Annotated in this window: 23 protein-coding genes; 21 read left to right on the top strand and 2 right to left on the bottom strand. The window is 51.4% G+C overall.

Annotated elements, in window-relative coordinates:
- Window positions 1-157: 157 nt before the first annotated feature.
- From BN3279_RS09810 to BN3279_RS09730, 17 genes are all read left to right on the top strand, one after another.
- Complete coding sequence (locus BN3279_RS09810) at window positions 158-1,252, top strand: LCP family protein (protein WP_059050426.1); 1,095 nt, start codon at window positions 158-160, stop codon at window positions 1,250-1,252.
- 149 nt (window positions 1,253-1,401) lie between these two features.
- The gene (locus BN3279_RS09805) at window positions 1,402-1,827 is read left to right on the top strand and encodes a CBS domain-containing protein (protein ID WP_059050425.1); all 426 of its coding nucleotides are present in this window, start codon (window positions 1,402-1,404) and stop codon (window positions 1,825-1,827) included.
- A gap of 55 nt (window positions 1,828-1,882) precedes the next feature.
- Entirely contained in the window at window positions 1,883-2,185 is a 303-nt protein-coding gene (locus BN3279_RS09800; protein WP_059050424.1) for a MazG-like family protein, read from the top strand.
- 6 nt (window positions 2,186-2,191) lie between these two features.
- Entirely contained in the window at window positions 2,192-3,109 is a 918-nt protein-coding gene (locus BN3279_RS09795) for a DUF2232 domain-containing protein (RefSeq protein WP_059050423.1), read from the top strand.
- 11 nt (window positions 3,110-3,120) lie between these two features.
- Window positions 3,121-5,097 (top strand): DHH family phosphoesterase, encoded by a 1,977-nt coding sequence (locus tag BN3279_RS09790; RefSeq protein ID WP_059050422.1) that lies wholly within the window; start codon window positions 3,121-3,123, stop codon window positions 5,095-5,097.
- Window positions 5,094-5,537: a 50S ribosomal protein L9 gene (rplI, locus tag BN3279_RS09785; RefSeq protein ID WP_059050421.1), complete on the top strand. Its 444-nt coding sequence runs from the start codon at window positions 5,094-5,096 to the stop codon at window positions 5,535-5,537. The genes BN3279_RS09790 and rplI overlap by 4 nt, the downstream gene beginning before the upstream one ends.
- Window position 5,538: 1 nt before the next feature.
- Window positions 5,539-6,903, top strand: a complete 1,365-nt coding sequence (gene dnaB, locus BN3279_RS09780) for a replicative DNA helicase (RefSeq protein WP_059050420.1) — start codon at window positions 5,539-5,541, stop codon at window positions 6,901-6,903.
- Between the two features lie 321 nt (window positions 6,904-7,224).
- Window positions 7,225-8,886, top strand: a complete 1,662-nt coding sequence (locus BN3279_RS09775) for a pyridoxal phosphate-dependent decarboxylase family protein (protein WP_059050419.1) — start codon at window positions 7,225-7,227, stop codon at window positions 8,884-8,886.
- An 89-nt stretch (window positions 8,887-8,975) separates the two neighbouring features.
- Window positions 8,976-10,643, top strand: coding sequence for a methyl-accepting chemotaxis protein (locus BN3279_RS09770; protein ID WP_059050518.1), 1,668 nt, complete (start codon window positions 8,976-8,978; stop codon window positions 10,641-10,643).
- Window positions 10,644-10,960: 317 nt separating this feature from the next.
- Entirely contained in the window at window positions 10,961-12,247 is a 1,287-nt protein-coding gene (locus BN3279_RS09765) for an adenylosuccinate synthase (RefSeq protein ID WP_059050418.1), read from the top strand.
- Between the two features lie 174 nt (window positions 12,248-12,421).
- Window positions 12,422-13,018, top strand: coding sequence for a hypothetical protein (locus tag BN3279_RS09760; RefSeq protein ID WP_059050417.1), 597 nt, complete (start codon window positions 12,422-12,424; stop codon window positions 13,016-13,018).
- A gap of 209 nt (window positions 13,019-13,227) precedes the next feature.
- Window positions 13,228-14,787 (top strand): M23 family metallopeptidase, encoded by a 1,560-nt coding sequence (locus tag BN3279_RS09755; protein ID WP_059050416.1) that lies wholly within the window; start codon window positions 13,228-13,230, stop codon window positions 14,785-14,787.
- Window positions 14,788-15,145: 358 nt separating this feature from the next.
- Entirely contained in the window at window positions 15,146-15,862 is a 717-nt protein-coding gene (gene yycF / locus BN3279_RS09750) for a response regulator YycF (protein ID WP_059050415.1), read from the top strand.
- A 1-nt stretch (window position 15,863) separates the two neighbouring features.
- Window positions 15,864-17,690: a cell wall metabolism sensor histidine kinase WalK gene (walK, locus tag BN3279_RS09745; RefSeq protein ID WP_059050414.1), complete on the top strand. Its 1,827-nt coding sequence runs from the start codon at window positions 15,864-15,866 to the stop codon at window positions 17,688-17,690.
- Entirely contained in the window at window positions 17,687-19,000 is a 1,314-nt protein-coding gene (locus BN3279_RS09740) for a YycH family regulatory protein (protein ID WP_059050413.1), read from the top strand. Before walK ends, BN3279_RS09740 begins: the two co-directional genes overlap by 4 nt.
- 27 nt (window positions 19,001-19,027) lie before the next feature.
- Window positions 19,028-19,777 (top strand): two-component system regulatory protein YycI, encoded by a 750-nt coding sequence (gene yycI / locus BN3279_RS09735; protein ID WP_059050412.1) that lies wholly within the window; start codon window positions 19,028-19,030, stop codon window positions 19,775-19,777.
- Between the two features lie 9 nt (window positions 19,778-19,786).
- Window positions 19,787-20,593 carry an MBL fold metallo-hydrolase gene (locus tag BN3279_RS09730; RefSeq protein WP_059050411.1) on the top strand — a complete coding sequence of 269 codons (807 nt, stop codon included), beginning with the start codon at window positions 19,787-19,789 and terminating at the stop codon, window positions 20,591-20,593.
- A 1-nt stretch (window position 20,594) separates the two neighbouring features.
- On the opposite strand, the gene BN3279_RS09725 is transcribed toward BN3279_RS09730, so the two are convergent.
- Window positions 20,595-20,801, bottom strand: coding sequence for a hypothetical protein (locus BN3279_RS09725; protein WP_059050410.1), 207 nt, complete (start codon window positions 20,799-20,801; stop codon window positions 20,595-20,597).
- A 369-nt stretch (window positions 20,802-21,170) separates the two neighbouring features.
- Here BN3279_RS09725 and BN3279_RS09720 point away from each other — a divergent pair, with 369 nt between their 5' ends.
- A complete protein-coding gene (locus BN3279_RS09720; RefSeq protein ID WP_059050409.1) occupies window positions 21,171-22,439 on the top strand; it encodes a S1C family serine protease in 1,269 nt (422 codons plus the stop codon).
- Between the two features lie 70 nt (window positions 22,440-22,509).
- Window positions 22,510-22,677 (top strand): CxxH/CxxC protein, encoded by a 168-nt coding sequence (locus BN3279_RS23385; protein WP_082673002.1) that lies wholly within the window; start codon window positions 22,510-22,512, stop codon window positions 22,675-22,677.
- A 110-nt stretch (window positions 22,678-22,787) separates the two neighbouring features.
- On the opposite strand, the gene BN3279_RS09715 is transcribed toward BN3279_RS23385, so the two are convergent.
- Window positions 22,788-23,498 carry an SDR family NAD(P)-dependent oxidoreductase gene (locus BN3279_RS09715; RefSeq protein ID WP_059050408.1) on the bottom strand — a complete coding sequence of 237 codons (711 nt, stop codon included), beginning with the start codon at window positions 23,496-23,498 and terminating at the stop codon, window positions 22,788-22,790.
- 102 nt (window positions 23,499-23,600) lie between these two features.
- Between BN3279_RS09715 and BN3279_RS09710 the strand changes: the two genes are divergently transcribed.
- Entirely contained in the window at window positions 23,601-23,960 is a 360-nt protein-coding gene (locus BN3279_RS09710; RefSeq protein WP_059050407.1) for a MerR family transcriptional regulator, read from the top strand.
- 265 nt (window positions 23,961-24,225) lie between these two features.
- Window positions 24,226-25,971 carry an Imm51 family immunity protein gene (locus BN3279_RS09705; RefSeq protein WP_316245752.1) on the top strand — a complete coding sequence of 582 codons (1,746 nt, stop codon included), beginning with the start codon at window positions 24,226-24,228 and terminating at the stop codon, window positions 25,969-25,971.
- The last annotated feature ends 34 nt before the right edge of the window (window positions 25,972-26,005 follow it).

Here is a 26,005-nt window from a genome sequence, read left to right as displayed (position 1 = left end):
CTTGGAGAGGGCAAGTCCTTCTCAAGGGTCTCTCTTTGCTAATGTTGAACCCGAATTCCTTGGTGTGTTATATTACGAAGCGGTAGAGTTATTTGGTTGAGGATAACCTTTGGGTTGAGAGAATAGGGAGAACTATGGCAAGTGGAGGCGCATCAACATGATAGAACGTAAGCAAAAACGCCAGAGGACAGGTGGACGATCGGTGAAGAAATGGTGGATTATTGTCGCAGTTCTGCTCGTTGTGGGAACATCGGCATATCTGTTCCGTAAGCCGCTAGCCGTCATGGCCTTTGATCTGTTCCTCTCCGGCAAGGTCGAACAGACTTTGGAGAAGTCCTATTCCCCAATTGAGGGGGAAGAGGCTAAGCCAGTTCGGCAAGAGGAAGAGAAGAAGCAGAAGCTGGAGCCATTCGCTGCGCTGCTGCTTGGCGTAGATCAGCGGGATAGCGAAGCAGCCCGTTCAGATACGATTATCTATGCGGTAGTCAGACCGGAGGATGCCAAGGTGCTGCTGGTCTCCATCCCACGGGACACCTACACGGAAATCGTAGGCAGAGACAGAGAAGACAAGATTAATCATGCGTACGCCTTTGGTGGCGAGAAGATGGCGAAGGAGACGGTGGAGCATTTCCTGGGAGCTTCCGTCGACTATTATGCGGCGATTAATTTTGATGGCGTAAAGGAAATTGTAGATGCCCTTGGCGGCATCGAGCTGCCGATTACGAAGGATATCGTGAACAAGCAAGCGGACCATGAGAAATTTACGATCAAGGCGAACAAACCGATTTACGATGGACAGGAAGCGTTGAACTACGTGCGGTATCGTGAAGATGGTGGATATAATCGCAATATGCGGCATCAGGTCTTCCTGCATGCGATGGTGGACCGGATGCTTAAGCTTGATCAGGTGACCAAGATTCCCGAACTTATCAGTATGATGGGAGCTAACTTCAAGACGGATCTGCCGCCGGCCCAGATCATTGAGTTGTCCAAGAAGGTGCTGCTTGCCGGACAATCTCCGCAAATTAGCGGGTTTACCATTACGGGCAAAGGTACACGCATTAATGGCATTTATTATGATAAAGTCAATGAAGAGGATTTGGAGTTCGCCCAGACTATGATTGAGGATTGGCTCAACCCCGATACGGAATCGGCCAATCTGATTACCCCGGAATCCCGTGACGCCGAGCAAGCCGAGAGCGAGCAAATGGTAACCGGAGAAGAAGGCGGAGTATCCGCTAGCGGGCAATAATGAACGTAATGAACGCATACGATAGGAATGTACCCCTCGGCAGCCTGGCTTAATGGCTGCCGATTTCACGCGTTAGGCGGAACATCCGCTGGTTTGAAACGTAGAAATTTAGGGGAGTCTGAAAGAAGGATGAGGAGGATTTTGCTCTCATGAATATTGCATTTTTTCTGCTTCCAAAAAATGATGTAGTCACCGTCACCCTGGATTCCACCTTGCGCCAGACCTTGGAGAGGATGGAATTCCACCGTTATACGGCAGTTCCGATTCTGGATCATGACGGAGCGTACGTGGGAACGGTAACGGAAGGAGATCTGCTATGGCATATGAAGAACTCGGACGGCAGAATTACGTTTGAGACGGCTTCAAAATTTTTGCTCAAGGATGTTCCATTGAAGATGCATATCAAGCCGGTCCGAATTGACGCGGATATGGAGGATTTGATCAATTTGGCGAAGGTGCAGAACTTTGTACCGGTCGTAGATGACCGTGGACGGTTTATCGGCATCGTTCGGCGTAGCCAAATTATCGAATATTGCGAGAAATTCGTGACCCGGGATTCGGCAAGTGCGCAATAAAATTGTGCTATAATGAACAATAAAGCTTTTTTCGGGAGGGTGGAAGCTGTCCGTCATGCAAAGGGAAATGGATGTGGCCAAACGCGCCAAGGTGATTGAATGGCTCAAAACCGAAGTAGTCGATCACGTATCCCGCTTGTTCAAGGCACTGTGGGAAGGCAGCACATCGCGGGTAACGGACAGTCTTGCCAGTCTGATCGTTAGCAGCTACATTCTGGGACGGAGACTGGGAGTCTCTTACCAGCAGTTGGATGATGACATTCTGGATAAGCTGAAGAAGCATAAGCAAGAGGGCCACCAACTCGAGGACTGGTATCAGGATATTTCAACTTTGGAAGAACATATGCGTAAGAGGTGAATCTATTTGAAGCTGTGGACATCGGTGGCCTGGAGTGTCGTTTACTTACTTCTCCTGCTGTCACTGGCTACCCCGCTTACGGTCATTACCGCTTTTTTTCTGATCGTACCGGGTATTTTGTTGTATACAACGTTGTCAACCCGAGGTTTCTTGCTACATATAGCGATCGTATGGCTGGTAGCTTCGCTGATTGTGGGACCGATCATTTTGCTGCAAGCCGTGTACTTCATCCTTCCATCTATTGCGATGGGGGTTGTGTATAAGAGAAAAGGACCTGCGTTTCGTGCGGTCATGCTGGGAGCCGGAACCATTATATTGGACTTCTTGCTCATCCTGTTGATTAGTACGGTCTTCTTCGACTTCAACCTGACGATTGCGATTCAGGACATGGTGAATGTTGTCATGGCCCCGTTCCAAAATGTAGCGGATACTCCGCTGGCTGGCAGTATTGCTTGGTCGCCGGAGCTTAGCGAGCAATTCTCCACACTGACGGTGCGCATGATTCCTTCGACGATGGTCGTTTGTGCGCTGCTCATGGCCTCGATCGCTCACGCGATTGCGCGGCCCACGCTCTCAAGTATGGGTCATGCCTTGCCGAAGCTGGCGCCACTTCGCGACTGGAGATTACCGCGTTCCTTGATTTGGTATTACTTGCTCTGTACGTTATTGCAGTTATTTGGAGGAGAGGCGATTCACGAAGGCTTCATGGGTACGATCCTGGTGAACCTGATTCCACTGCTGCAATTCTTGTTTATGGTGCAGACGGCAAGCTTCTTCTTCTTCGTAGCGTACCACCGGAAGTGGAATCCTGTATTTCCTATCCTGGCCATTGTGGCCTTGCTGTTCATTCCGCCATTGTGGATTGTAGGGATGCTCGATATTGCTTTTCCGCTGCGTGATGCGATGACTAGAACAAGACGATAGGGTGAGAAGGCATGCCAAATTCACTGCAAAAACGTTGGTACGGTTACCAGACCGTGTGGATGTTCATGCTTCAATTGCTGCTTGTCATCTTCGTCTCTTATATGAACTGGATTTTGGGGCTGATCTGTCTCTGTCTGGTGGGCGTGTTGACTTTCAGTATGTTTCGGGCGGAGCGACAGTTCCGCCAAGAATTAGTGCGTTATGTGACGGATTTGAACTACCGCATCAAGCGGGTGGAAGGGGAAGCGGTCAGTAAGCTGCCCTTCGGGATTCTGCTGTACAGCGAGGAGCGCTCGGTGGAATGGCATAACGAGTTCATAGCCGGGATGTACGGCAAGGAATCCGTTGTGGGTGAGCCGCTCCACGCCTTACTGCCACAGTTGCCGCCCCCTCAGAAGAAAGATGGCGGGGACGGGCGAGTGACACTGGAATCCACGGTGAACGACCGTGTGTATGAGCTGATCATCGACACGGTAGAGCGCATGATCTATATTCATGATATGACCGAGTTATCCTTGCTTCGCACCCGTTATGAGGATGAACGGGCGGCGCTGGGCATCATTCTGCTGGATAACCTGGATGAAGCCACGCAGGGAATGGATGATCAGCAGCGGACAGCCCTGATCGCCCGCGTAGCGACGACGATCACGGAATGGGCCAAGCAATACCGCGTGTATTTGCGGCGGCTGTCTTCCGAGCGATATCTGATGATCCTGAATCAGAAATCGCTGAACGAGCTGGAGCAAAGCCGGTTCGTGATTCTGGATGAGGTGCGCGAGATGACCGCGGACCTCAAGGTGCCGATTACGCTGAGCATCGGCCTCGCCTTTGGTGCCGAGCGGTTCAGCGAACTGGGCGAGCTAGCGCAGTCCAGTCTCGACATGGCGCTCGGCCGTGGGGGTGACCAGGCCGCGGTGAAGGCCGGTCAGCGGTTGTCCTTCTATGGCGGCAAGTCGGGCGCCATAGAGAAGCGGACGCGGGTCCGCGCCCGCGTGATCGCGCATGCATTGCGCGATCTGATGCAGGAGAGCGACCGCGTGATCATCATGGGCCATCGCGTGCCGGACCTCGATGTGATTGGTGCCTCCATCGGCGTGCTCAAGGCCGCCGATATGTACAAGGTCGAGGCTCACATCGTGCTGGATGGCAGCAACCCTGGCATCGAGCGCCTGATGGAGCGCATCGGCAAGGAAGAAGCGCTCTCGAAGCGCTTCATCACGCCGGAGCAAGCTATGGGCATGATGACCGAGCACACGCTGCTGGTGTTAGTCGATACGCATAAGGCTTCCATTACGATGGAGCCACGGCTTGTCGAAGCAGCCAGCCGGGTTGTGGTGGTCGATCACCATCGGCGGGGCGAGGAATTCGTCAACGATGCCGTTCTGGTCTACCTGGAGCCGTATGCTTCATCGGCCTGTGAACTGGTGACGGAACTGCTGCAATACATCCACGAGAAGGTTGAGCTCAGTCCGCTGGAAGCGACAACGCTGCTGGCGGGAATTACCGTGGATACGAAGCACTTCGCACTGCATACCGGCTCCCGGACGTTCGAAGCGGCAGCGTTCCTCCGCCGCAATGGAGCGGATACGGTGCTGGTGCAGCGAATGCTTAAGGAGGATCTGCAAGAGTATATTGCCAAGGCGGATATCATCAAGCATGCTCGCATGATTCATGGGAATATTGCCTTGGCGGTAACCGAGCAAAATCGCAAGATTCCGCAGCTCTTGATCGCCCAGGTGGCGGACACGCTGCTGAACATGACGGGGGTGCTGGCCTCCTTCGTCATTAGCGAACGGCCCGATGGCCTCATTGGCATCAGCGCCCGTTCCTTGGGCAGTATGAACGTACAGGTAGTTATGGAGCGGCTGGGCGGCGGCGGACATTTGACCAACGCTGCGGTGCAATTGGAAGGAACCCAGGCGGAAGCGGAGAAGAAGCTGCTGGACGTGCTGGATGAAATAGAGAAGGAAGAGGGGTTATTCGAATGAAGGTTATCTTTCTGCAGGATGTCAAAGGACAAGGTAAAAAAGGCGAGGTTAAGAATGTATCCGAGGGCTATGCGCAAAATTTCTTGCTGCCACGCGGGCTGGTGCGTCCAGCTACTGATGGCAATGTGAAGACGCTGGAGCAGCAAACTGCGGCAGAGCAGAAGCGCAAGCTGCAGGAGAAGGAAGAAGCGGCTCAGCTTGGCAAGAAGCTGGAGGAAATGACGATTGAGCTGAAGGCGAAAGCGGGCGAAGGCGGCCGCTTGTTCGGCGCCATCACCAGCAAGCAGGTGGCTGAGGCACTGGCGAAGAATGGCGTGAAGATTGACAAGCGGAAGATCGAGATGAGCGATCCGATCCGGACCTTGGGCGTAACTCAAGTACCGGTGAAGCTTCATCCGGAAGTAAAATCGACGTTGAAGGTTCACGTTACGGAGGAATAAGATGAGCGGAGATCTGTTTTTTGACCGGATCCCCCCGCAAAATCTCGAAGCTGAGCAAGCGGTGCTCGGGGCGGTGCTGCTACAGTCAGAGGCGCTTATTACCGCCATGGAGCGGGTGCGCACGGAAGACTTCTATGACAAGCCCCATCAATTAATCTTTGAAGCTATGGTTCAATTAGGCGAGGATGGTAAGCCGATCGATCTCGTGACGCTTACTGCCAAGTTGAAGGATCGGGGCGAACTGGAAGACATCGGCGGGGTTAGCTATTTAGCTAAGCTTGCTCATGGTGTTCCTACCGCAGCCAACGTGGACTATTACGCCCGGATCATCGAAGAGAAATCGATGCTGCGGCGTTTGATTCGTACGGCGACGCAAATCGTTAGCGATGGATATACCGGTGGTGAAGATGTAGCCGGCATGCTGAGTGATGCTGAACGACGTATCCTCGAAATCTCTAACAGTCGCTCGGGCAGCGGATTTATTGCAATCCGCGATGTGCTGATGGAAGTATTCGACCGGGTAGAGCTACTGCATCAGAATCGGGGGAGTACGACGGGTATCCCGTCGGGATTCGTGGATCTGGACAAGATGACGGCAGGGTTTCAACGCAATGATCTTATTATCGTAGCTGCCCGTCCTTCAGTAGGTAAGACGGCCTTTGCCTTGAACATTGCCCAGAATGTGGCGGTTCGGGCCAAGGAGACGGTAGCGATTTTTAGTCTGGAAATGTCGGCGGCCCAGCTTGTGCAACGGATGATCTGCGCTGAGGCGAATCTGGATGCCAGCGTCATGCGTACAGGGGACTTCAAGAGTGATGATGATTGGTCCAAGCTAACGATGGGGATTGCTGCCCTGTCAGAAGCCGAGATTTATATTGATGATACACCAGGTGTTACTGTAGCCGATATTCGTGCCAAATGCCGCCGCTTGAAGAAAGAACGCGGCCTGGGCATGATTGTCATCGACTACCTGCAACTGATTCATGGCCGGGGCAAGGCTGGCGAGAACCGCCAGCAAGAGGTATCTGAGATCTCTCGGACGCTGAAGCAGATTGCCCGTGAGCTGGAGGTGCCAGTCATTGCACTGTCTCAGTTAAGCCGGGGGGTTGAGCAACGGCAGGACAAGCGCCCGATGATGTCTGACCTTCGGGAATCGGGTTCCATTGAGCAAGATGCTGATATCGTGGCTTTCTTGTATCGGGATGATTATTATAATCAGGAGACCGAGAAGAAGAATATTATCGAAATTATCATTGCCAAGCAGCGGAACGGTCCAGTAGGAACCGTCGAACTTGTATTTTTGAAAAATTTCAACAAATTTGCAAACTACGAACGAATGCATGGAGATGCTTTTGCAGCCGGATAATTAATTTAAATTTTAAATACCTTGTGAAAGCGCAACTTCCTAGGCAGGAAGGGCTAGACCAACGATATTATCGTTGGTCTTTTTTTGCTTTATTTAGTTCTAAAGTCCCATAAACAGGTTCCATTTCATGGGATATATTCCTTTTTACGTTCTGTACGATATTTGGATAAATGGTACAATTTAGCCTTGTAAGGAAATGAAAAGGGTGAAAGGGGTTCATTAATAAGCTTACATCTGCCGATATATATAGAGTAAATAGAGAGGCTTCTTCAACGGCTGAGATGAAAAAAACCTCAAATCGGAGCATAGGAGAGAATGCAGATGGAAATGAACGGTAGGCCGGATGTCAGAGAATGGTTCCCGAGCGAAGATGGAAATCCGGTCCAGCGTAAAATGCTGATGGAATTGATCGAGCAACTTGTTAGCGGCGTGGATGAATTGAAGAATCCTGAGGGCGTTAACCTCAAGGGGGAAAAGGTGCGTAATGCTGATTTCTACGGTCAGTTGACAGCAGAGAGCGCTATTCCTCATGAAGGTGCTGCCATGCAGGAGGTTAATGGAGAGTTGTTAAAGCTGCTGCACGGTCATCCGTACCATACGAAATACTTTTTTACGAATATTTTGCCGATGGCTTCCATTCCAGGCATGCTGGGTATGCTGACGGCCATGCTCGTGAACGGAAATAACCTGTGGGATGTCTATGGACCTGCCGGTGCAGAGGCCGAGGTTCGAGTGACGGCGATGATGTCCAAGCTTGTCGGCTACGATGCCGAGAAGAGTGGAGGTTACACGACATGGGGCGGTCAAGGAGCGGTGTTCTCCGGGCTCCGTATAGCGATTGCCAAATATGCTCCTGATGCGCTTCGGCGAGGGGTTCCGAACAATCTGTACGCCTTCTGTTCAGAAGCAGCGCATTACAGTCTCTTGAAGTCGATGGAGGCAACGGGGATCGGCAGTGATCACTTGATAAAAATCAAGACTTTGCCTGATAGCTCGATGGATGTGGCTGATTTGAAACGTAATTTGGAGAAGGTCGGCTTGCTTGGCGGTGTACCTATCTATATTGTGGCTACCACGGGAACAACAGATGCCATCGGCATTGATGATATTGGCGAAATTCGGGCCGTTGCTGAGGAGACGGCAAAACGGTTCAACCTGCCATGCCCCCATATCCACGCAGATTCGGCGTTGGGCGGATTTTTTGCGTTCTTTAATGAGTATTCCCTGGAAGACAATTCGCTGGGGCTGACTCCAGAGGTGCTGGACATGCTAGCTCCCATTCAGCGCAAGATGCGCCTGTTATCCCTGGCTGATTCATTATGTTTTGACTTTCAAAAGCTGGGTCAAGCTCCTTATGTATCTAGCTTGTTCTTGCTCAAAAATGCCAATGACCTGCGCTTGATGGACTTGGAAGCGGACGAAACACCTTATGTTGGGCATCGGGGTTATGGAGATTACCATACCGGCTATACGCTGGAATGCTCCCGTATGGCTAGCTCCATTAGCATGTATAGTCTGCTGCTGGCTTTCGGCGTGGAAGGTTATAGGCGGTTGCTGGCACAGTTCCTGGAAGTGACCTCGGAATTCAGACGGCAGATGACGGCAGAGATTCCGCAGGCGGACATCGCCAATCCGGACAATTCGGGCATGTCTACCTTAATCCGTATCTATCCCTCTGGGAGTCCAAGGTTTGCTGATGAGATTAAGGGAACTTGCTCCGCGGAGGCTATTGAACGCAGCAATCGGTTGAATGAACGCTTGTTCGAGAAGTTGGGTGAGCGCCGGGATGAAATGTTCTTCGGCGATACGAAGAAGCATGTGCTGGTCAATACGACTGAAGGCAAGCTGATTCCGTTGTATGTCAGCAAGTTCTTCGTCATCTCGCCGCATACAAAGCCTGAGCATATCACTGAAATCGTCCAATATTTAAAGCAATGTGTCTCTGAAGTCTGCGATAACTTTAACGTAACGTCGGTGAACTGACCCCCTTATTAAACTAACAAGCAGGAGTTGAACTTGCAGTGAAGCAAAAGTTAAAAAAATTATTTCTAGGCAGCATCTCGGCGAAAATTATGCTGGGTACGATGCAAATGGTTCTTATTACGATTATTTGTTTTGTAGGTTTATTGATTGTGGTGAATTCCACCTTAAGCGGACAGTTGATGGATGAACTTGATCTACGTCTGCAAAGTAACATCCATGTGGTGGAGACCGAGCTTGAGCGCATTGAGGGCAACAAGCTGGACATCTCGGGCACAGACGCCCTGGTCTATCAGGCAACGCGCCAGGCGATGGACAGACTGAAGCAAGAATACAATCTGGAGAATGTATTTATTCTCTCTAACGACGGCGGAACGGAGCGTATCATCGCCTTGTCGGATACCGATGGAGATTTCAATCTCGACTATCCTTTCTCTGACGATATGAAACAGACGATTGCCCAAGGTAAGGAAACAAAAAGTGACATCTATAAGGATGAGTATGGAGTCCACAAGTCGATCTTTATCCCATTGCAAAAGGGAGACGGCACTACGGCTGGTCTGCTGGGGATTGACCTGGACGCTTCCGCTATTCCAGCTACCACGGCCAAGGTCGTGTTGTATAGTGTGCTGATTACCGTGTTTGTGCTTCTGCTTGGTATGGGGTTGTCCTTTGCCACAGGTCGCATCATTTCCAAGCCAATCAAGCAGCTGATGAATACTACGGAACGCTTCGCTACCGGTGATTTAACGGTAGAAGTTGAAGTTACAGGCACGGATGAGACCGGCCGCTTGGCGGAATCCTTCCATACGATGAGTACGAATATGAAGCAATTGATTAGTCATATCTCCACATCCTCCCGCGAGGTAGCAGACACTAGCTCCCAATTGCTGCACGTGACCAAGGAATCCAGTGAGAGTGCGCAGCAAGTAGCAATATCGATGAATAGCATGAGCGAGGGCATCAATGAAGTGGTAGAATCGATCACCCATAGCTCGACTTCGGTTGTGGAAATTCAGGATCAATTAACCGGCGTTGTATCTGAAGTGAATGAGATGCAGTCCATTGCTGAACAGGTCAGCAAGCAGTCCGCAGATGGACAGAACATGGTCGACGAAACCCTGCGCCATATGAACAAGATTGAAGAGGTTATGCGTCACTCGGAAGCTTCCGCAGGTCAATTGGAGGAACGCTCCAAGGAGATTGGCGAAGTGGTGGGTATGATTACCGACATCGCTCAGCAGACGAACCTGCTTGCACTGAATGCTTCGATTGAAGCGGCGCGGGTTGGTGAACTGGGTCGCGGCTTTGCCGTCGTAGCCGGAGAGGTTCGCAAGCTGGCGGAGCAAGCCACCGGTGCAGCTTCTTCCATCACGGAGTTGGTAGTTGGTACCCAAGAGAACAGCCGTCTTGTTATTGAGAGCATTGGCGAAGGTAGCCAGGCCATCGAAGAAGGCCAGGAATGGATGACCAAGACACATCGTAACTTCCAGGATATCTTCCAAGGCATTAGCAATTTCTCGTCACGGACCGATCAATTGCTGCAAACCCTGCTTCTGGTCGAAGGTTCTTATCAGACCATCTCGGCATCGGTACAGCAAATCTCCGGTGTAACGCAGGAGCAGGCTGCTTCCTCCGAAGAGGTCGCTGCCGCATCCGAGCAGCAAAGTGCGGCTATGGAGCAGATTGCTACGGCCATTCGCCAGCTCTCCGAGCTGTCTACGGAACTGCAAAAGGCCGTTACGATCTTCAAGCTGTAGCAGGGCGTAGAACCGACTCAACAGTCAGAGGGATCTTCGTACCCGGCCTTCTAAGGAGCGGGGGCATGAAGATTCCTCTTTTTATCCGAATAAATCCGTTTCAATTCCGAACAATTGTAAAATGTAAAGCTGAAATCGTTCGTTTTTGGATTTGACTTTAAAAAAGGAGACTGTTAAACTGGTATTGCTGCGTTAAAGCGGCAACATTACAGTGGTAGCATCGGCCGAGGACTTGCGGGAAGCGAACCTCAGGCTGACTTTTGCAATGCTCAAATACTCAAATATAGGTGCCTGACGCACCGTGCGGGGGAATGTACATGTCAACGGTAGTCGTTGTGGGAACACAATGGGGAGACGAAGGTAAAGGTAAAATCACGGATTTTCTGGCGGACAGCGCAGATGTGGTGGCCCGTTATCAAGGCGGTAATAATGCCGGTCACACCATTCTTATCGATGGCAAGAAGTACAAGCTTACCTTGATTCCGTCAGGTATCTTCAATAAAGATAAACGCTGCATCATCGGCAATGGGGTGGTCGTTAATCCGGCTGCCTTGATTGAAGAGATCAAATATGTGGAAGAGAACGGCTTCAGCGCGAAGAATTTGCTAATCAGCGACCGTGCGCATGTGATCCTGCCCTATCATCTGGTACTGGATGCCTTGGAGGAAGATCGCAAGGGTGACAATAAGATTGGTACAACTCGTAAAGGGATTGGCCCGGCGTATATGGACAAGGCTGCTCGTAGCGGCATCCGGATCGCTGACCTGATGGACCCTGAGGAATTCGAAATGAAGCTTCGCCACATTATGAAAGAAAAGAATCACCTTATTGAGCAGGTCTATGGCGGGGAACCGCTGGACGTAGAGCTTGTGCTGAAGCAGTATTTGGAATATGCCGAATTTATTCGCCCTTATGTGGCCGATACTTCGGTAGTTCTGAACGAGGCGATTGATGCCAATGAAAAGGTACTATTCGAGGGAGCACAAGGCGTGATGCTCGATATCGACCAAGGCACTTATCCGTTCGTTACCTCTTCCAATCCGTCTGCTGGCGGGGTATGTAATGGGTCCGGCGTGGGACCGACGAAGATTCACCAGATTATCGGTGTTGCCAAGGCCTATACGACTCGTGTTGGTGATGGACCGTTCCCGACAGAATTGAACGACGAAATCGGCGATCTGATTCGGGAAACAGGCCATGAATATGGCACGGTTACAGGACGTCCACGGCGGGTAGGTTGGTTCGACAGTGTTGTGGTGCGCCATACGCGCCGGGTCAGCGGTCTGACCGGCTTGTCGCTGAACTCGCTGGATGTGCTGACTGGCTTGAAGACGGTCAAGATTTGCACCGGCTACAAATATCGCGGCGAGATCATCACACATTACCCGGCTAGCCTGAAAATGCTTGCTGAATGTGAAGCCGTCTATGAAGAAATGCCCGGCTGGAGCGAGGATATCTCCGAAGTCAAGACGCTGGAGGATCTGCCAGCTACGACCCGCTATTACGTGGAACGGGTAGCTGAGCTGACGGGCGTACCGATTGCCATCTTCTCCGTGGGCCGCAACCGCAGTCAAACCAATCCGGTGCTGCCTATCTACGAATAAATTTACCCTAGTTATATAGAAACTATTGATTACCGCCTCGGCAGGATGGGAACATTCCGCTTGGGGCGGTTTTTTTGGCGCTACTTCTGCAGTCAAGGTTGAAATCATGCATCTCCGTCCATACTGAGGAGAGATAGAGTACGTGATAGTGACAAGGCAGAAGGAGGCATCATGATGCGATTTATGAAATGGATCGGCTGGCTATTAAAATTGGGTGCGACAGTGGTTGCAGTCAGTGTATTAACTATGGCGACGACAGGGTATGTGGTCAATTCGTATGTTCAGTCCTTGCTAGGCAGCTATAATCTACCGATAACTGGGCAGGCTCCTAGCCTAGGCAGTATGATGAAGGGCATGCTGGGCCTGGGCGGGGGGCAGTCGGCCCCGGATAACGAGTCTGCTGTTACCGATGACTCTCATGAAGGTGAGAATACCGAGCCGCAGACGGACGAGACGAATGGAACCGCACCGGATGGAGCCTTACCGGTCATGGGTGAACTGGAGGCAGGAGGAGATGCGCTCGCTCAGGATAACCAAGTGGTGGTGACTCCGGATGACTTGGTGGCGAAGAAGGATGACTTGCCTGACCAGGAGAAGGAAGAGATCTTTGCGATCCTCATGTCCAAGCTGCCGCAGGAAGACATGCAGCAGTTGACCAATGCGCTGGAGGATGGCCTGACGGAGACAGAAATGATTAACATTGAACAAATTCTGTCCAAGCATCTGGATAAGGCGGAATATGCGAAAGTTATCGAGATGTTAAAAGAATAGGGAAGCCATTCACACAACTGTAAATTTTTTCTCTGTTTGCGCCAAGGGGAAAAAACAGCGCTGAACCCGCATGGTTATGCGGGTTTTTAGTATTTTTACCAGTGGTTGAAATCGGTTGTCCGCCTATGGTAAAGTTAAATAGCGATTAAAGGTTAAAATTTTGAAACTATTTGATGTCGAATAGAGTCGAGTAGGAAAAGGAGATCGGTATGAAAGGTTTTACGGGAAAAGGTTGGCGCTTATGGCGTAAAAACGATGTTTCTGCACAAGGAAAACATGGCCGCTCCGAGAACGGTTCAGAGATGATGTCCAAATTCAAAGAACGGGTGAACATGACTTCGTTCTTCAAATATCGTAAGGTTATGATTGCCGGGGCCGCTGTTGTATTGATTGCGGGCACGGTGTATCTGGGTGGTCAGCAGTATGTGAAGGCGAATACGGTATCTTATTATCGGGTATACCTGGGTGGCCAGGATGTGGGCACTATCATGAGCGAATCACAACTGCAAGCCGTCATAGAACGCAAGGAGCAGGAATACAAGGAGAAGTATCCCGACGTGAATATGGTGGTGAACACCGAGGTTATTACTACGCAACTGGAGGAAGCCTACAAGGCGGAGATTGATGCCGAGACGACCATGAATACCCTGTACAGCAAATTAACTGGCTATGCCAAGGGCATGGAGTTGAAAGTTAACGGTGAGGTTGTAGCTGTCGTCAAGGACCCGGCTGCGGTGCAAGAGGTATTGCAGCAGGTGAAGGGTAATTATATTCCTTATTTGCAGGATAGCAGCAATACGCTGGCCGCAAAGGTTCAACGTACGGGAGGCAAGGCGGTTAATAGCAATAATAATGTCAAGTCGACCGGAGCCGAACTGGAATCGGCGGTAATTACCGAAGAAGTTAAGCAGGCAGCCGTCAAGGTCAGCCCTGACCGGGTCTTGAGTCCTGAAGAAGCGGCGCAGCTTATTCTTGAGGGTGGCGAGAAGGCGGTACAATATGAGGTGCATGAAGGGGATACGATCTCGTCGATCGCAGCCCGCTTTGACGTGTCCCAAGCCGACCTGTTCGCAGCCAATCCGGGTATACAGGAACGGACGTTGCAAATCGGGACGGTCTTGAATGTGAAGGCCGTACAACCGGCACTTACGGTGCGTTCCGTTGAGCGAATTACGGAAGAGATCATCACGGAACCTCAGGTCGTTGTACAGACGAATCCCGAGATGCGTGCTGGCGAGACTAAGGTTATTTCCCTTGGAACAAGCGGGCTCAAGATGATGGAGTACCGGGTGACCAAGGAGAACGGCTTGCTGGTGGACGAGGAGTGGCTAGGACAAGAAGTGATCGAGCCCTCGTCACCGAAAATTGTGATGAAGGGAACCAAGGTTGTATTGGGCGAAGGCAGCGGACAGTTTGCCTGGCCGGTACTCAGCGCCAAGATGACGAGCAGTTACGGGCAACGTTGGGGCCGGACTCATAAAGGAATCGACTTGGTATCTTCGAATAAGAGTATTTTGGCAGCCGATGATGGTGTTGTATCCTATGTAGGTACCAAATCCGGATACGGTAATGTAATTATTATAGACCACAAGAACGGCTATGAAACATTATATGGCCATCTTAAAGAGTACAATGTGGAAAAGGGACAGGTCGTTGAGAAGGGCGAGAAGATTGGTGTTATGGGCAATACCGGACGCTCTACCGGCACCCACTTGCACTTTGAGATTCATGAGAATGGCAGTGTACAGAATCCATTGAAATATCTATAAGTTTGGAATGACTAAGCTTGGCTCAGCACCTCCGCATCCTATGGGAACGGAATAGCTGGGTCGGGCTTTTTTTCTTCTAGTCTGTGTTCAAAAAGTCGGGTTTTCAGGACCAAGAAGGTTGGATGAAGCAGGGACTGAGGAGCGGAGCGTACGTAGTGGGTACGTGAGCACCGGAAGTCCCGGGTGAATTCAAGATTCGATGCCGAATTCACTCCTTGAACAACTTCGTCTTGGGAAGACGACTTTTTGAACTACCTCTACTAGGGATTAGGATGGCTTGGATAGCTGATGCCGCTCCGATTATGGTAAGATAGAGGGATAACAAGCCCATGGCTGAAAGTTTGGGGTGAACTGGATCATGCAAGGTAAAATTTTAGTAGTGGATGATGAGAAACCTATTGCGGATATATTGAAATTTAACCTGGAAAAAGAGGGCTACGAGGTTGTACTTGCCTTTGACGGCATTGAGGCTGTGGAATTGGCTTTCTCCGAGCAACCGGACTTGATCCTGCTAGATTTGATGTTGCCTGGCAAGGACGGAATGGATGTGTGCCGCGAGGTGCGTGCCAAGCTGCAAACCCCAATTATCATGCTGACAGCCAAGGATGGGGAGATCGACAAAGTGCTGGGTCTTGAGCTGGGGGCCGATGATTATGTGACCAAGCCGTTCAGCACGCGTGAGCTGCTGGCCCGGGTTAAGGCGCATTTGCGTCGTCAGCAGAAGCAGACGGAAATGGAAGGTACGGAAGAAGCGAGACAGGGCATCAGCCTGTTCGAGTTGTTCATAGATACGGATATGTATACGGTTCACAAGAATGGGGAGCCGCTGGATTTGACGCACCGGGAATTTGAGTTGGTGCATTATCTCGTCAAGAATGCGGGCAAGGTGATGACCCGCGAGCATTTGCTTCAGGCCGTATGGGGGTTTGAGTATTTCGGTGATGTTCGTACTGTGGATGTCACGATTCGTCGCCTGCGGGAGAAGATTGAGGACGATCCGAGCAAGCCGGAGTATATTCTTACCCGGCGCGGCTTGGGGTATATGATGCGTAGCTCCAAGGCGGGTGTATTCTAGCATGAATTTCTTGTCCTCCTTCGTTCGAACCATCCAGGCCAAGCTGATTATCGTGTACGTGCTGCTCATCCTGATTGCGATGCAGTTGATCGGGGTTTATTTTGTGAGCGCGATGAAGACTTCGTTAACCAGCAATTTTACGAAGGAGTTGCAGGAACGGGCGGAGTTACTTTCGGTCCTGGCTGCACAGAACCTGGGTGTCACGGGAGATTCGGCGGAGGAATCGCTGGAGAATTTGCGCGTGCTGGTGAACAATTTGTTCAATATCAATGGTGCTGAGATTCAGGTGCTGGACGCCAGCGGCAAGGTGCTGACGACCTCCAAGCCATCCCATGCGGACTATGTGGGAACGAAGAACACGCAGACCGTGGTCAGTCGGGCGCTGCAAGGAATTCGTGATAACGAGGAATATATTATCGATGAGGACAACGTGCGCAAGAAGGTGGTAGCCAAGCCGGTTACCAGCGGCGGAAAAATCGTCGGTGCCATCTACATAGCGGCCTCCATGAGCGATTTGTACAGTACGATGGAGCGGATTAATAATATCTTTATTTCCGGTATCCTGCTGGCGTTGGGCCTGACGGCGGTGCTGGGCGTCATTCTAGCCCATACGATTACGTCGCCGATCAAGGAGTTGACCCGGCGGGCAACAGCGGTTGCGGAAGGGGAGTTCCAGCAGAAGATGCCTGTGCTGGGCAATGATGAGATCGGGCAGCTTAGCAAGGCCTTCAACTATATGACCAGCCGATTGCGGGATGCGCTGGCTCAGAATGAGGAAGAGAAGGAGAAGTTGGCTTCGATTCTGACCAATATGAGCGATGGTGTAATCGCTACGGACGAGCATGGCCGGGTCATACTGATGAATCGGCGCGCGGGTGAAATCCTACGGGTAGATGATCAGCCAGCTATTGGAACGGACATTATTTCGCTACTGCACTTGCCTGAGGAAGAGCGCAGTGTGCTGGAGCAAGGCACGATGCATTCGGCGTTGCTGGAGAACGATGCGCCTGATGGCGGATTGCTGCTGATCCGCGTGACCTTCACGCCGATTCATCGGCGGGAGTTCGGCATCATTGGGACCATTGCCGTGCTTCAGGACGTCACCGAGCAGGAGAAGCTGGAAGCCTCGCGGCGGGAATTCGTGGCGAACGTATCGCATGAGCTGCGCACTCCGCTGACGACGATCAAGAGCTACACGGAGGCGCTAGAAGATGGTGCGATGGAAGATACGGAGCTGGGACCACGCTTCGTATCGGTCATCCAGAATCAGACGGAGCGGATGATTCGTCTGGTTACCGATCTGCTGCATCTGTCGCGTCTTGATTCGCAAGAAGCGGAACTGCGCAAGCAGCCGGCCAATATTATGGAGATGCTGGAGGAAGTGGCGGATCGGTTTTCTTTTCAAATGCAGGAGAAGGATATCAAGCCTACGCTCTTTGTCGCCAGTGACGTGGAGGCGGTCCTTATGGACCGTGATCAGATTGACCAGGTGCTGGACAACCTGATCTCCAATGCAATGAAGTACACACCGGAAGGCGGTACGATTGCCTTGGAGGCACGTATGACCGAGGATCGCCAATTGGCTATTTCTGTCCAGGATAACGGCATCGGCATTCCGAAGAAGGACCTGGACCGGATATTTGAACGCTTCTACCGGGTGGACAAGGCTCGTTCGCGCAATATGGGCGGCACCGGATTAGGCCTGTCGATTGCCCGGGAAATTGTGAAGGCTCATGGCGGCACCATTTCCCTGCAATCCGACTTCGGTAAGGGTACGCGGGTAACCTTCACGCTGCCGATGCAGAAGCAAGGGGGCGAGACGCGATGAAGGAGAAGATTAAATCGCTGGCGCTGGCTTTGCTGGTCGTGTGCAGCCTGGTACAAAGTTATTTTCTGATCTATCAGCTCCCTGGGAGCAATCCGGTGGTCAAGACAGAAAGTGATTACATTCGTACGGAGAATATGGGGGCCTCGCTGGAGGCGGAGACGATGCTGTTCCCGGCGCAAATTGCGGTGCACATGGGCGAGGGGAAGCACACGTTATTTTATCCCGATTCTACCTTCTACAATTTAATATACTCGCGGCTGAAAGGGCGTCAGTTCGACGGGTTCCAACGTTATGCGGTGGATAATGTCAATTGGACGGAAATCCGCAGCGAGCATATTGGCGTAGAGTTGGAGTTCGGTGGCGGTGTTCCGATTGGATTGCTACAGCGCGTGATGCAGATCGCTTCTGATCCGCTATTTGATGCGGAGAGCATCAACCGGCTTCTGATCTACAATACAGGAACCGAGGATCAGGTGCGGGTGTTCTTCTTCAGCTCGCGCGGCGATGTGGTGTATGAGGCGACCAAGGCTGACCTGACGATGCAGGATGTGCAGCAACAGGTAGACTTCGGCAAGGATTGGGTGCCGTATACGCTGGAGGAAGGGTATTACCTTCCCGAGCAAGCGGTGGATATGGTGCAGGTGGGCCTGGGTATCGGGCTATACTCGACGGAGCAGATGCAGCGCAGCTTGTTTTTTGACCCAAGTATCACCCGTTATATCCGTGAGAAGGACGGCTCCGAGATTTATACGGATGGCAAGCGTAGTCTTCAGGTCAGACAGGACCGGAACTGGATTAACTACACCGATCCGGCGGCGCCTTCGGCGGGAGAGAATTCTCCAAGTAAAAACGTGCTATCGGCCGTTGATTTTGTTAATCAGCATGGGGGATGGAACGGCAAATACCGCCTGGAGCAGATGAATGATGGAGCCGGAGGGAATCAGCAGCGCGTGGTGTTCCAGCAGTATTATGGCACAGGTCCTTCGGGCGCTTTTCCCATCCTGGACTTGGCGGCATTCCATTACGGAGTCATTTCTCTGGAGGTGCGTCAAGGCACAATTACTGGCTATGAGCGGTCGTTGATCTATGATGCGGGCGACGGCTGGGAGAAGCAGGTGGTCTCCTTGCCAGGTGGCGAACCGCTGCGGGAACAGCTAACCAAGCTCAAGGAGGAGGCGCGTATCGCTCGGCTGTATCCGGCGTATGTACCATCTCTCACCGAACAGGGCTTGTTGCTGAAGCCGATGTGGGTAGTGGAACTGGGCAATGGGGCAACAAGGGTGCTACCGCAGAGCTCAGTTGAATCTTAGAACGAATATGAAGAAAGGGGACGGATTATGGATTGGGGTCGGGCAAAAAATGTGTTGATCTATGCTTTTCTGCTGCTGAATCTGGTGCTGGGCTATCAGTTATGGAATGATCTGCGCGAACAGGCCGACTCCAGTCTGGACATTACGGCCCTGGAGAATAACACGCAGAGGGCGATGGACGAGAAGCAGATTCGGGTGCTGGCGAAGATTCCCAATGAGGCGCCGGAGCTACCCAAGATTGCTTATCGGTTCATCAATGGCGGGCAGCAGGGCAATCTGACGGATCTGCCCACGCCGGTGGATAGCAAGCTGATCTTCTCCCCGCGCGACTTGACGGCGGCGCTGAAGGATAGCTTACCTGGAATTGAGGGCTATCGGTACGATGAAGTGGCGAGTAGTTCGGAGGTGTTCGTGCTCCATCCATTGGTTGATGGCAAATGGCCGTTGTTCAAGATTGAGCTGAAGCTGTTCAACAGCAATCAGAAGATGATCTCGTATCAGCTTCAGGAGATTGAAATCACCTATCCGGAGGAGGAGAAGCCCCAGCGGGTACTGTCAGCCTCCAAGGCACTGGGCAACCTGGTGGAAAACTTCCTGCCGGAAGGCTCGGTGGTGACCGAGGTGGAGCTAGGTTATTACGGCGAGCTATTTGACTCGGATGCGCATTTGCCGGCGGCGCCCGCCTGGCGCTTCATGCTGGAGAACGGGACGGAGTATTATGTGCAGGGCATCAGCGGGGACGTGATTAGTCCGAACACAGAGAAGACGAAGGAGTAATGGGAGAACATGGGAATACGGTTTTCGGTACTGTCGAGTGGTTCGACAGGGAATGCGACACTGGTGAACAATGGGGAGACGACCTTAATGATCGATGCGGGCTTCAGCGCTAAGCGTATCGACGAGCTGATGCAGGAGCGGGGAATGACCGGACAACAGTTGGACGGCATTCTGATTACGCATGAGCATTCCGACCATATCAAGGGTCTTGGGGCGGTAGCACGGAAATACCAGCTTCCGGTGTATGCGAACGAGAAGACCTGGATGGCGATGGAGAAGGCAGTTGGGGCACTCGCCGACGAGCAGCGCTGTGTGCTGGGCACGGGGGAGGTCCGTGATTTTGGCTCCTTGCGGGTAGAATCCTTTGCAATCTCTCACGATGCTGCCGAACCCGTAGGCTATAACTTCTACGACGGCAAGGAGAAGCTTAGCGTATGCACCGATCTCGGTTATGCGAGTGATAAAGTGAAGGAATCAATCGGCGATGCCGATGTCCTAGTGCTGGAGGCCAATCACGATATTGAGATGCTTCGCATGGGACGTTACCCGTGGAACATCAAGCGCCGGATTCTTGGGGATCTGGGCCATTTGTCCAACGAGGCTACGGGGGAACTGATGAGCGAGATATTGAATGGCCGATTGAAGCGGGTGTACCTGGCGCATCTCAGCCGCGAGCATAATATTCTGGATCTGGCCAAGATGTCCGTGCGTGGAGCCATGGAGGATCGGGGTTGCTTCTATAAGGATAGCGAGTTCAAGCTCTGCGAGACCTATTACGACCGTCCGACGGCTTGGGATGTGTTGAATGAGCGCTAGCTCAGACCGTAGGGTAGGGCGGAGGTGTTAAGAACCCGTCGATTTCCCGCGCCTTCTTATCTATTTCCTCACGGGTCAAAATCCCCTTCTCCACCAGCAGCTCCATCATGGCGCTCAGGGTTAGCCACTGGTGGTAATGCTCTTCCTTCATGTCCGCCAGTTTGGCGAGCAAATTAACCTCGTTCATGGGTGTGGAATAGTAATCCATGGTTGACCTCCTAAGGGGGCTTTTTTTGATTAGCGTACAGGGAGAAATTCCCGAAATTTCTCTGCTTGAAAAATGATTCGAATTCACCGAAATATGGTAAGATAAATCTATCAATCTATCGCATTAATATTAGTGTAGTCCGTAATCAAGTCAAACATTCCAATGTTCGGAAAAAAAGCTGCAAAACTTCCCGGCAAGATGGCAACATCTACGCGGTTCATGGCGTTATAAGCATTAAGTGAAAAAACGCGTGAATATGGCTTTGCCATACCGACATACAGTTGAAGGGGACCTTTGCTTTCAGGGATGTGACCTACGAAGGATGGTCGCCGGATATTTGGGGTAGAGTTATGGAGGGAGAGTGTAGAGATGGGATTGTTTGACGATGATTTTTATTCCACCAAGGTACCTGGACGGCGCGTGCGCATGTCCGAGGGCGGCGGCCGGCGACGCTGGCTGAGCGGGGCTCCGAGGCACAGGCCAAGACGGGGGCTGTCCACGTTGCAAATCTCCTTGATCTCTTCCCTTTTGAGTGCGGTGGTTGCCGTGCTGTTATTTAGCCTGATTACGGGAGTTCCTTCCTCTACTCCAAGACATAATGCGTCTTCAGACGGTTCTGCGGGTGTCGATCCTTATGAACGGATTAGTTCGGCAGCGGCCAAGGTGGCTCCGTCCGTGGTTAGTATTCTGAATCATAACGAGCTGTCCATTAGCGACCCGACGCAAGCGGCGCTTGGCTCCGGCGTGATCTTCAAGAAGGAGAAGGGTAAGGCGTATATCATTACCAACACCCATGTCATCAGTGGCTCCGATGATCTGGAGATCGTGACCAGCGACGGAAGCTCTCGGGATGCCAAGGTGAGCGGTGAGGATGCCATTAACGATATTGCTGTGCTGGAAGTCGATGATCATGGAATTAATACGGTGATCGAGTTGGGCGACTCCGGGAAGCTTCGGGCGGGAGAGACGGTGATTGCCGTCGGTAATCCGCTGGGGCTGGGAGGGACGTTGACCTCGGGCATTGTAAGTTATACCAACCGCATGATTCCGGTGTCCATTAATCAGGACGGCGTCTACGACTGGGAGCAGGAGGTTATCCAGACCGATGCAGCCATTAACGAAGGCAACAGTGGCGGTGCATTGGTTGATCTGAACGGCAAGCTCATCGGGATTAATACGATGAAGATTTCAGATACCGGTGTAGAAGGACTTGGCTTCGCCATTCCTGTCAATGATGTTATGAGAACGGTTGACGATCTGCTCTTGCATGGCAAGGTCGTGCGACCTTATGTCGGGGTGTATACGCTGGATTTGAACAATCCGTATTCTCCGCTCAGCGAAGAGCAACGGGACGATATGAAGCTGCCAAGCCACGTTACCTCGGGAGTCATTGTGCTTGAGGCTCATGGCCCGGCGAAGGATGCGGGGCTGAAGCTGAATGATGTGATTACGCAGCTTGATAAGCAGCCGATCAAATCGACAAGGGAATTGCGTCGTTACCTGTACGAACACAAGAAGATCGGCGAGGAACTGGAAGTGACGTATTATCGGGACGGCGAAGCGCAGAAGGTGACGATGAAGCTGTCCGATAAGCCATCGGATCAAGAAATTGATGATGGGCTGGATGAGGATAGGTAACCATCTGTCCGTTATCATATAGATGAATGGCCATGCCTTGGTTTGGTAAATAGAAAGGATGCTTGAAGGTATGTATGTGGTATGCAAGGATCATGTAGAACTGGCGATCGATATGTTCGTGGACGAATTTGAAGAGGCCCCGGATGTAGTTGATCTAGAGCACACGAAGTTTATTGACTGGGAGCCCCCGGTGAAATGTCAGGAATGCCAGTGCGAGGCGCGGTTTCTGGTAGTGTAGGAACCGGGTTGAAGCAGGAATGAACGGAGCGGAACCCGGCAGGGCGTATAGTGGTAAAAGGAGCGGACCGATGATTGTCATCGGTCCGCTTTGATTTAGGGGCATTATTTTTACCAAGGGTAAACGCCGTGCTCATTCAGGAATTCACCGTTATGTCGTTGGCCATCTATAGCGTAGCCCACGATAATAGCCGCCGCCGCTTGCTTGGACTTGCCACCTGGGGCGTTTCCATTCAGGTCTGTCGTGGTAAAGCCTGGCGTAACGGCAAACACTTGAGCGCCTGTATTTCTTACTTCATAAGCCATAGAGAGAGTCATGGCGTTGTTGGCTACTTTTGAGGAGTTATAATCAAAAGCATTAAGGGTAAATTCGGCATTTTGCAAATGGTCCAGAGAAGCCATGTCCGTGGATACATTCACTATGGTGCCTTCATTTTGCTTGATGACAGGAAATAAACGCTGATTCAGACGGAAAGTACCGAAGAAATTAACCTCAAAGGCATTGCGTAAATCCTCTTCCCGGGTCTTCGTAAAGGAGCTGGAGAATGCACCCGGCATACCGGCGTTGTTGATTAATAGCGCCAAGTCAGAATAGTTGTTGATGATTTTGTCTGATGCTGATTCAATACTCTTCGCATCTGCCATATCGATTTGAATCCATTCCACGTTCTGGCCTTGGGCCGTTAATTCAGAAGCCGCCGCTTCGCCTCGCTCGGCGCTACGGGAGCCAAGAATCACTTTCCACCCAGCTTCCCCTAGTTGCTTCACTATTTCATATCCGATTCCTTTATTCGCACCTGTGACAAAGGCGGTTTTGGTCATTTAAATCCCTCTTTCTATATTATTTGTTTTTATGATTTATAAGTTACTATGCTACACTTAGTATAGGTCAACACTAAATTTTGCTATGGATGAGGAGTTCGAATGTTAACGATTGGGGAAATAGCTAAAGAAGTCGGATTGAACATTGGAGCCATTCGTTTTTATGAAAGAAAAGGATTGCTGGAGCCGGCGGCCCGAAGCAAACAAAATAATCGTCTTTACACGGAGCATGAGCTGAACTGGCTCGTATTTATAAAGTGTCTTCGTGAGACGGGCATGAGTGTGGAGCATATCAAGAACTATTATGATAAAGTTCAGGCAGGTACTTCAACGCTCCCCGAAAGAATCCAGTTAATCGAACAACAGAAGCAAAAATTGCAGGATGATATCAAGGAAAAGCAGGCCCAGCTTGTTCATTTGGAGGAAAAGCTAGAACGTTATTATCGCGGGGAGAATTATTAGAAATAAAACAGCAGCATTCAGGACTTTATTTTCCGTGTCCATGTGTGTTGCTGTTTCTTTTTGTAATCCTTCTATTCGGTTAGTTGGTGGGCCATAATAACTGCTCGCTGCTGCTGTTTGGCAGGACCAGGGGGATGGCTGGAGGGCACAGGAGTAGATCAAATTACTCAATTTATGGGGGGAGTGGGGGATTGCGCTGGTTCGCAGATGTATTATGCAGGGTGGGTCTGGTAAGATGGAGAAAATGTCTTTATTCAGGAGGTAGATGAAAGTGGATCAAGCGTTGCGGGAGCAGTTGGAACAGTGGTACGAGGTGGATGAACATCAGAATATTGTAGACGCTTTGGAAGCTATCCCTGTTGCGAATAGAGATTATGAAATGGTCGGACAGTTGGGAAGGGCTTATAACAATGTAGGACGTTACGAGGATGCTTTGGCACAATTTGCCCATGTTGCTGAGCAGGGGAAAGACGATTCGGCGTGGCATTACCGGTCAGGGTATTCTTATTATTTTCTGGGGAGATTTGAGGAAGGCGCGCAGGCATTTGCGAAAGCACTGGAGCTCAATCCCGGAGATGAGCACTCGCGAGAACTCCTTGGGTGGTGTCAGGGCCGTCTTGATCGTCAGCAGCAAAACAGCATGATTCGGGAGCAGGCCTTGCGGGAAAAAGAACAGACTCCAGCGAAGCCGTTCTTCGAGGGTCTGGATTTGTCTGAATTTTGGGATAACGGCAGCTATGCCGAGAGTACATATACGATGGACCCACCTAGTGATGCGTTGATTGCCAGTGTGGAGGAGGAGCTGGGCTACAAGTTGCCTGCCTCCTATATTGCTTTGATGAAACAGCGTAATGGGGGGATTCCTCAGAACACCTGTTTTCCTACGAAAATAGCTACCTCCTGGGCGGACGACCATGTTGCGATCTCGTCGATTATGGGAATTGGGCGGGATAAGGATGAGTCGCTGTGCGGGGATATGGGCAGCCGATTTATGATTGAGGACTGGGGATACCCGGACATCGGGATCGTTATCTGTGACTGTCCTTCGGCAGGCCATGATGTGATTATGCTGGATTACCGCCACTGTGGCAAGGATGGGGAGCCCGAGGTGATTCATGTGGATCAGGAGTCGGAGTATGAGATTACTTTCCTGGCGCCGGATTTTGAGACCTTTATTCGTGGCTTGGTAAATGAGGAGGAATACGATACCGCTGCCGAGGATAAAGCCAACGATTTGCGCAAAGTAGCTGAGGGGCAGTTCTCGCCTCTGCTGGAGGAGCTGTGTAACAAGGCGGAAGCGGTGGATGCCGAGCAGCTTGAATCGCAGATTCGGGCGGTGTGTACACGCATTGTGGAGGAGAAAGGACACTTCTCCTTCCACGCCGATGAGTTGTCGCTGCTGATGTACGATGTGCAGTTCTGGCTGTATACGAATGCTAATCCACGGCCCACGCGGGAGGAATACCTTGATATTTATCCGAAAATGATTGCGTTTGGCGGGGAATTTAGCCAAGGCGGCTATGCGCCTTCCTGGATCACCGATTGGCTGGATAAACGAATGCAAGCAGGCTGGATTAAGAAGGACCATGGAACGCTGAGCTTGACGGAGGAGGCGCGTAAGGAGATCATCGCTCGGCTGGAGATGGAAGCCGGAGGGGATGCGGTGGAAGACGAGCATACGGATATAGCTCCGTTCAAGCTGGTGGATCAAGGTGAGCGGGGAATGTCCGTCATTTTGCCGGTTGGATCGTATTTGACGGAGCTGTTTGCGTCGCGGGCTGACGAGGGCTTTGAGGGCAGCGGTTATGACTGGACGTCTCTGGCCTTTGTGTATCTAGCCGAGCAGATGCCTGACCTGGAGGGCATTGTCCGCTTCGATCCGGAAGGGTCGATGTTCTGCGCCTATTCCTCCGATCGGGAGGCTCTTAAGGCTTTTGCGGTTGGCTTCAAGCAGGCTTGTGAGAATGAGGCGTTGATTCGGGATTTATTCTCGCGGGCGGAGTTGGATTAACTGGAATAGCGTACCTACGGTACAGGGCGAAGTG

The organism is Paenibacillus senegalimassiliensis (assembly GCF_001486585.1).
Taxonomy (GTDB): Bacteria; Bacillota; Bacilli; order Paenibacillales; family Paenibacillaceae; genus Fontibacillus; species Fontibacillus senegalimassiliensis.
This window is presented reverse-complemented; position numbering and strand designations above follow the sequence as displayed.

Coding starts and splice junctions, on each gene's coding strand:
- BN3279_RS09770 (WP_059050518.1), top strand. CDS start 8,976: ATGCTGGGTACGATGCAAATGGTTCTTATTACGATTATTTGTTTTGTA.
- BN3279_RS09740 (WP_059050413.1), top strand. CDS start 17,687: ATGAAGGAGAAGATTAAATCGCTGGCGCTGGCTTTGCTGGTCGTGTGC.
- rplI (WP_059050421.1), top strand. CDS start 5,094: ATGAAGGTTATCTTTCTGCAGGATGTCAAAGGACAAGGTAAAAAAGGC.
- BN3279_RS23385 (WP_082673002.1), top strand. CDS start 22,510: ATGTATGTGGTATGCAAGGATCATGTAGAACTGGCGATCGATATGTTC.
- BN3279_RS09765 (WP_059050418.1), top strand. CDS start 10,961: ATGTCAACGGTAGTCGTTGTGGGAACACAATGGGGAGACGAAGGTAAA.
- BN3279_RS09760 (WP_059050417.1), top strand. CDS start 12,422: ATGCGATTTATGAAATGGATCGGCTGGCTATTAAAATTGGGTGCGACA.
- BN3279_RS09730 (WP_059050411.1), top strand. CDS start 19,787: ATGGGAATACGGTTTTCGGTACTGTCGAGTGGTTCGACAGGGAATGCG.
- dnaB (WP_059050420.1), top strand. CDS start 5,539: ATGAGCGGAGATCTGTTTTTTGACCGGATCCCCCCGCAAAATCTCGAA.
- BN3279_RS09725 (WP_059050410.1), bottom strand. CDS start 20,801: ATGGATTACTATTCCACACCCATGAACGAGGTTAATTTGCTCGCCAAA.
- BN3279_RS09800 (WP_059050424.1), top strand. CDS start 1,883: ATGCAAAGGGAAATGGATGTGGCCAAACGCGCCAAGGTGATTGAATGG.
- BN3279_RS09755 (WP_059050416.1), top strand. CDS start 13,228: ATGAAAGGTTTTACGGGAAAAGGTTGGCGCTTATGGCGTAAAAACGAT.
- BN3279_RS09715 (WP_059050408.1), bottom strand. CDS start 23,498: ATGACCAAAACCGCCTTTGTCACAGGTGCGAATAAAGGAATCGGATAT.
- BN3279_RS09810 (WP_059050426.1), top strand. CDS start 158: ATGATAGAACGTAAGCAAAAACGCCAGAGGACAGGTGGACGATCGGTG.
- yycF (WP_059050415.1), top strand. CDS start 15,146: ATGCAAGGTAAAATTTTAGTAGTGGATGATGAGAAACCTATTGCGGAT.
- BN3279_RS09805 (WP_059050425.1), top strand. CDS start 1,402: ATGAATATTGCATTTTTTCTGCTTCCAAAAAATGATGTAGTCACCGTC.
- walK (WP_059050414.1), top strand. CDS start 15,864: ATGAATTTCTTGTCCTCCTTCGTTCGAACCATCCAGGCCAAGCTGATT.
- BN3279_RS09720 (WP_059050409.1), top strand. CDS start 21,171: ATGGGATTGTTTGACGATGATTTTTATTCCACCAAGGTACCTGGACGG.
- BN3279_RS09705 (WP_316245752.1), top strand. CDS start 24,226: ATGAAAGTGGATCAAGCGTTGCGGGAGCAGTTGGAACAGTGGTACGAG.
- yycI (WP_059050412.1), top strand. CDS start 19,028: ATGGATTGGGGTCGGGCAAAAAATGTGTTGATCTATGCTTTTCTGCTG.
- BN3279_RS09710 (WP_059050407.1), top strand. CDS start 23,601: ATGTTAACGATTGGGGAAATAGCTAAAGAAGTCGGATTGAACATTGGA.
- BN3279_RS09775 (WP_059050419.1), top strand. CDS start 7,225: ATGGAAATGAACGGTAGGCCGGATGTCAGAGAATGGTTCCCGAGCGAA.
- BN3279_RS09790 (WP_059050422.1), top strand. CDS start 3,121: ATGCCAAATTCACTGCAAAAACGTTGGTACGGTTACCAGACCGTGTGG.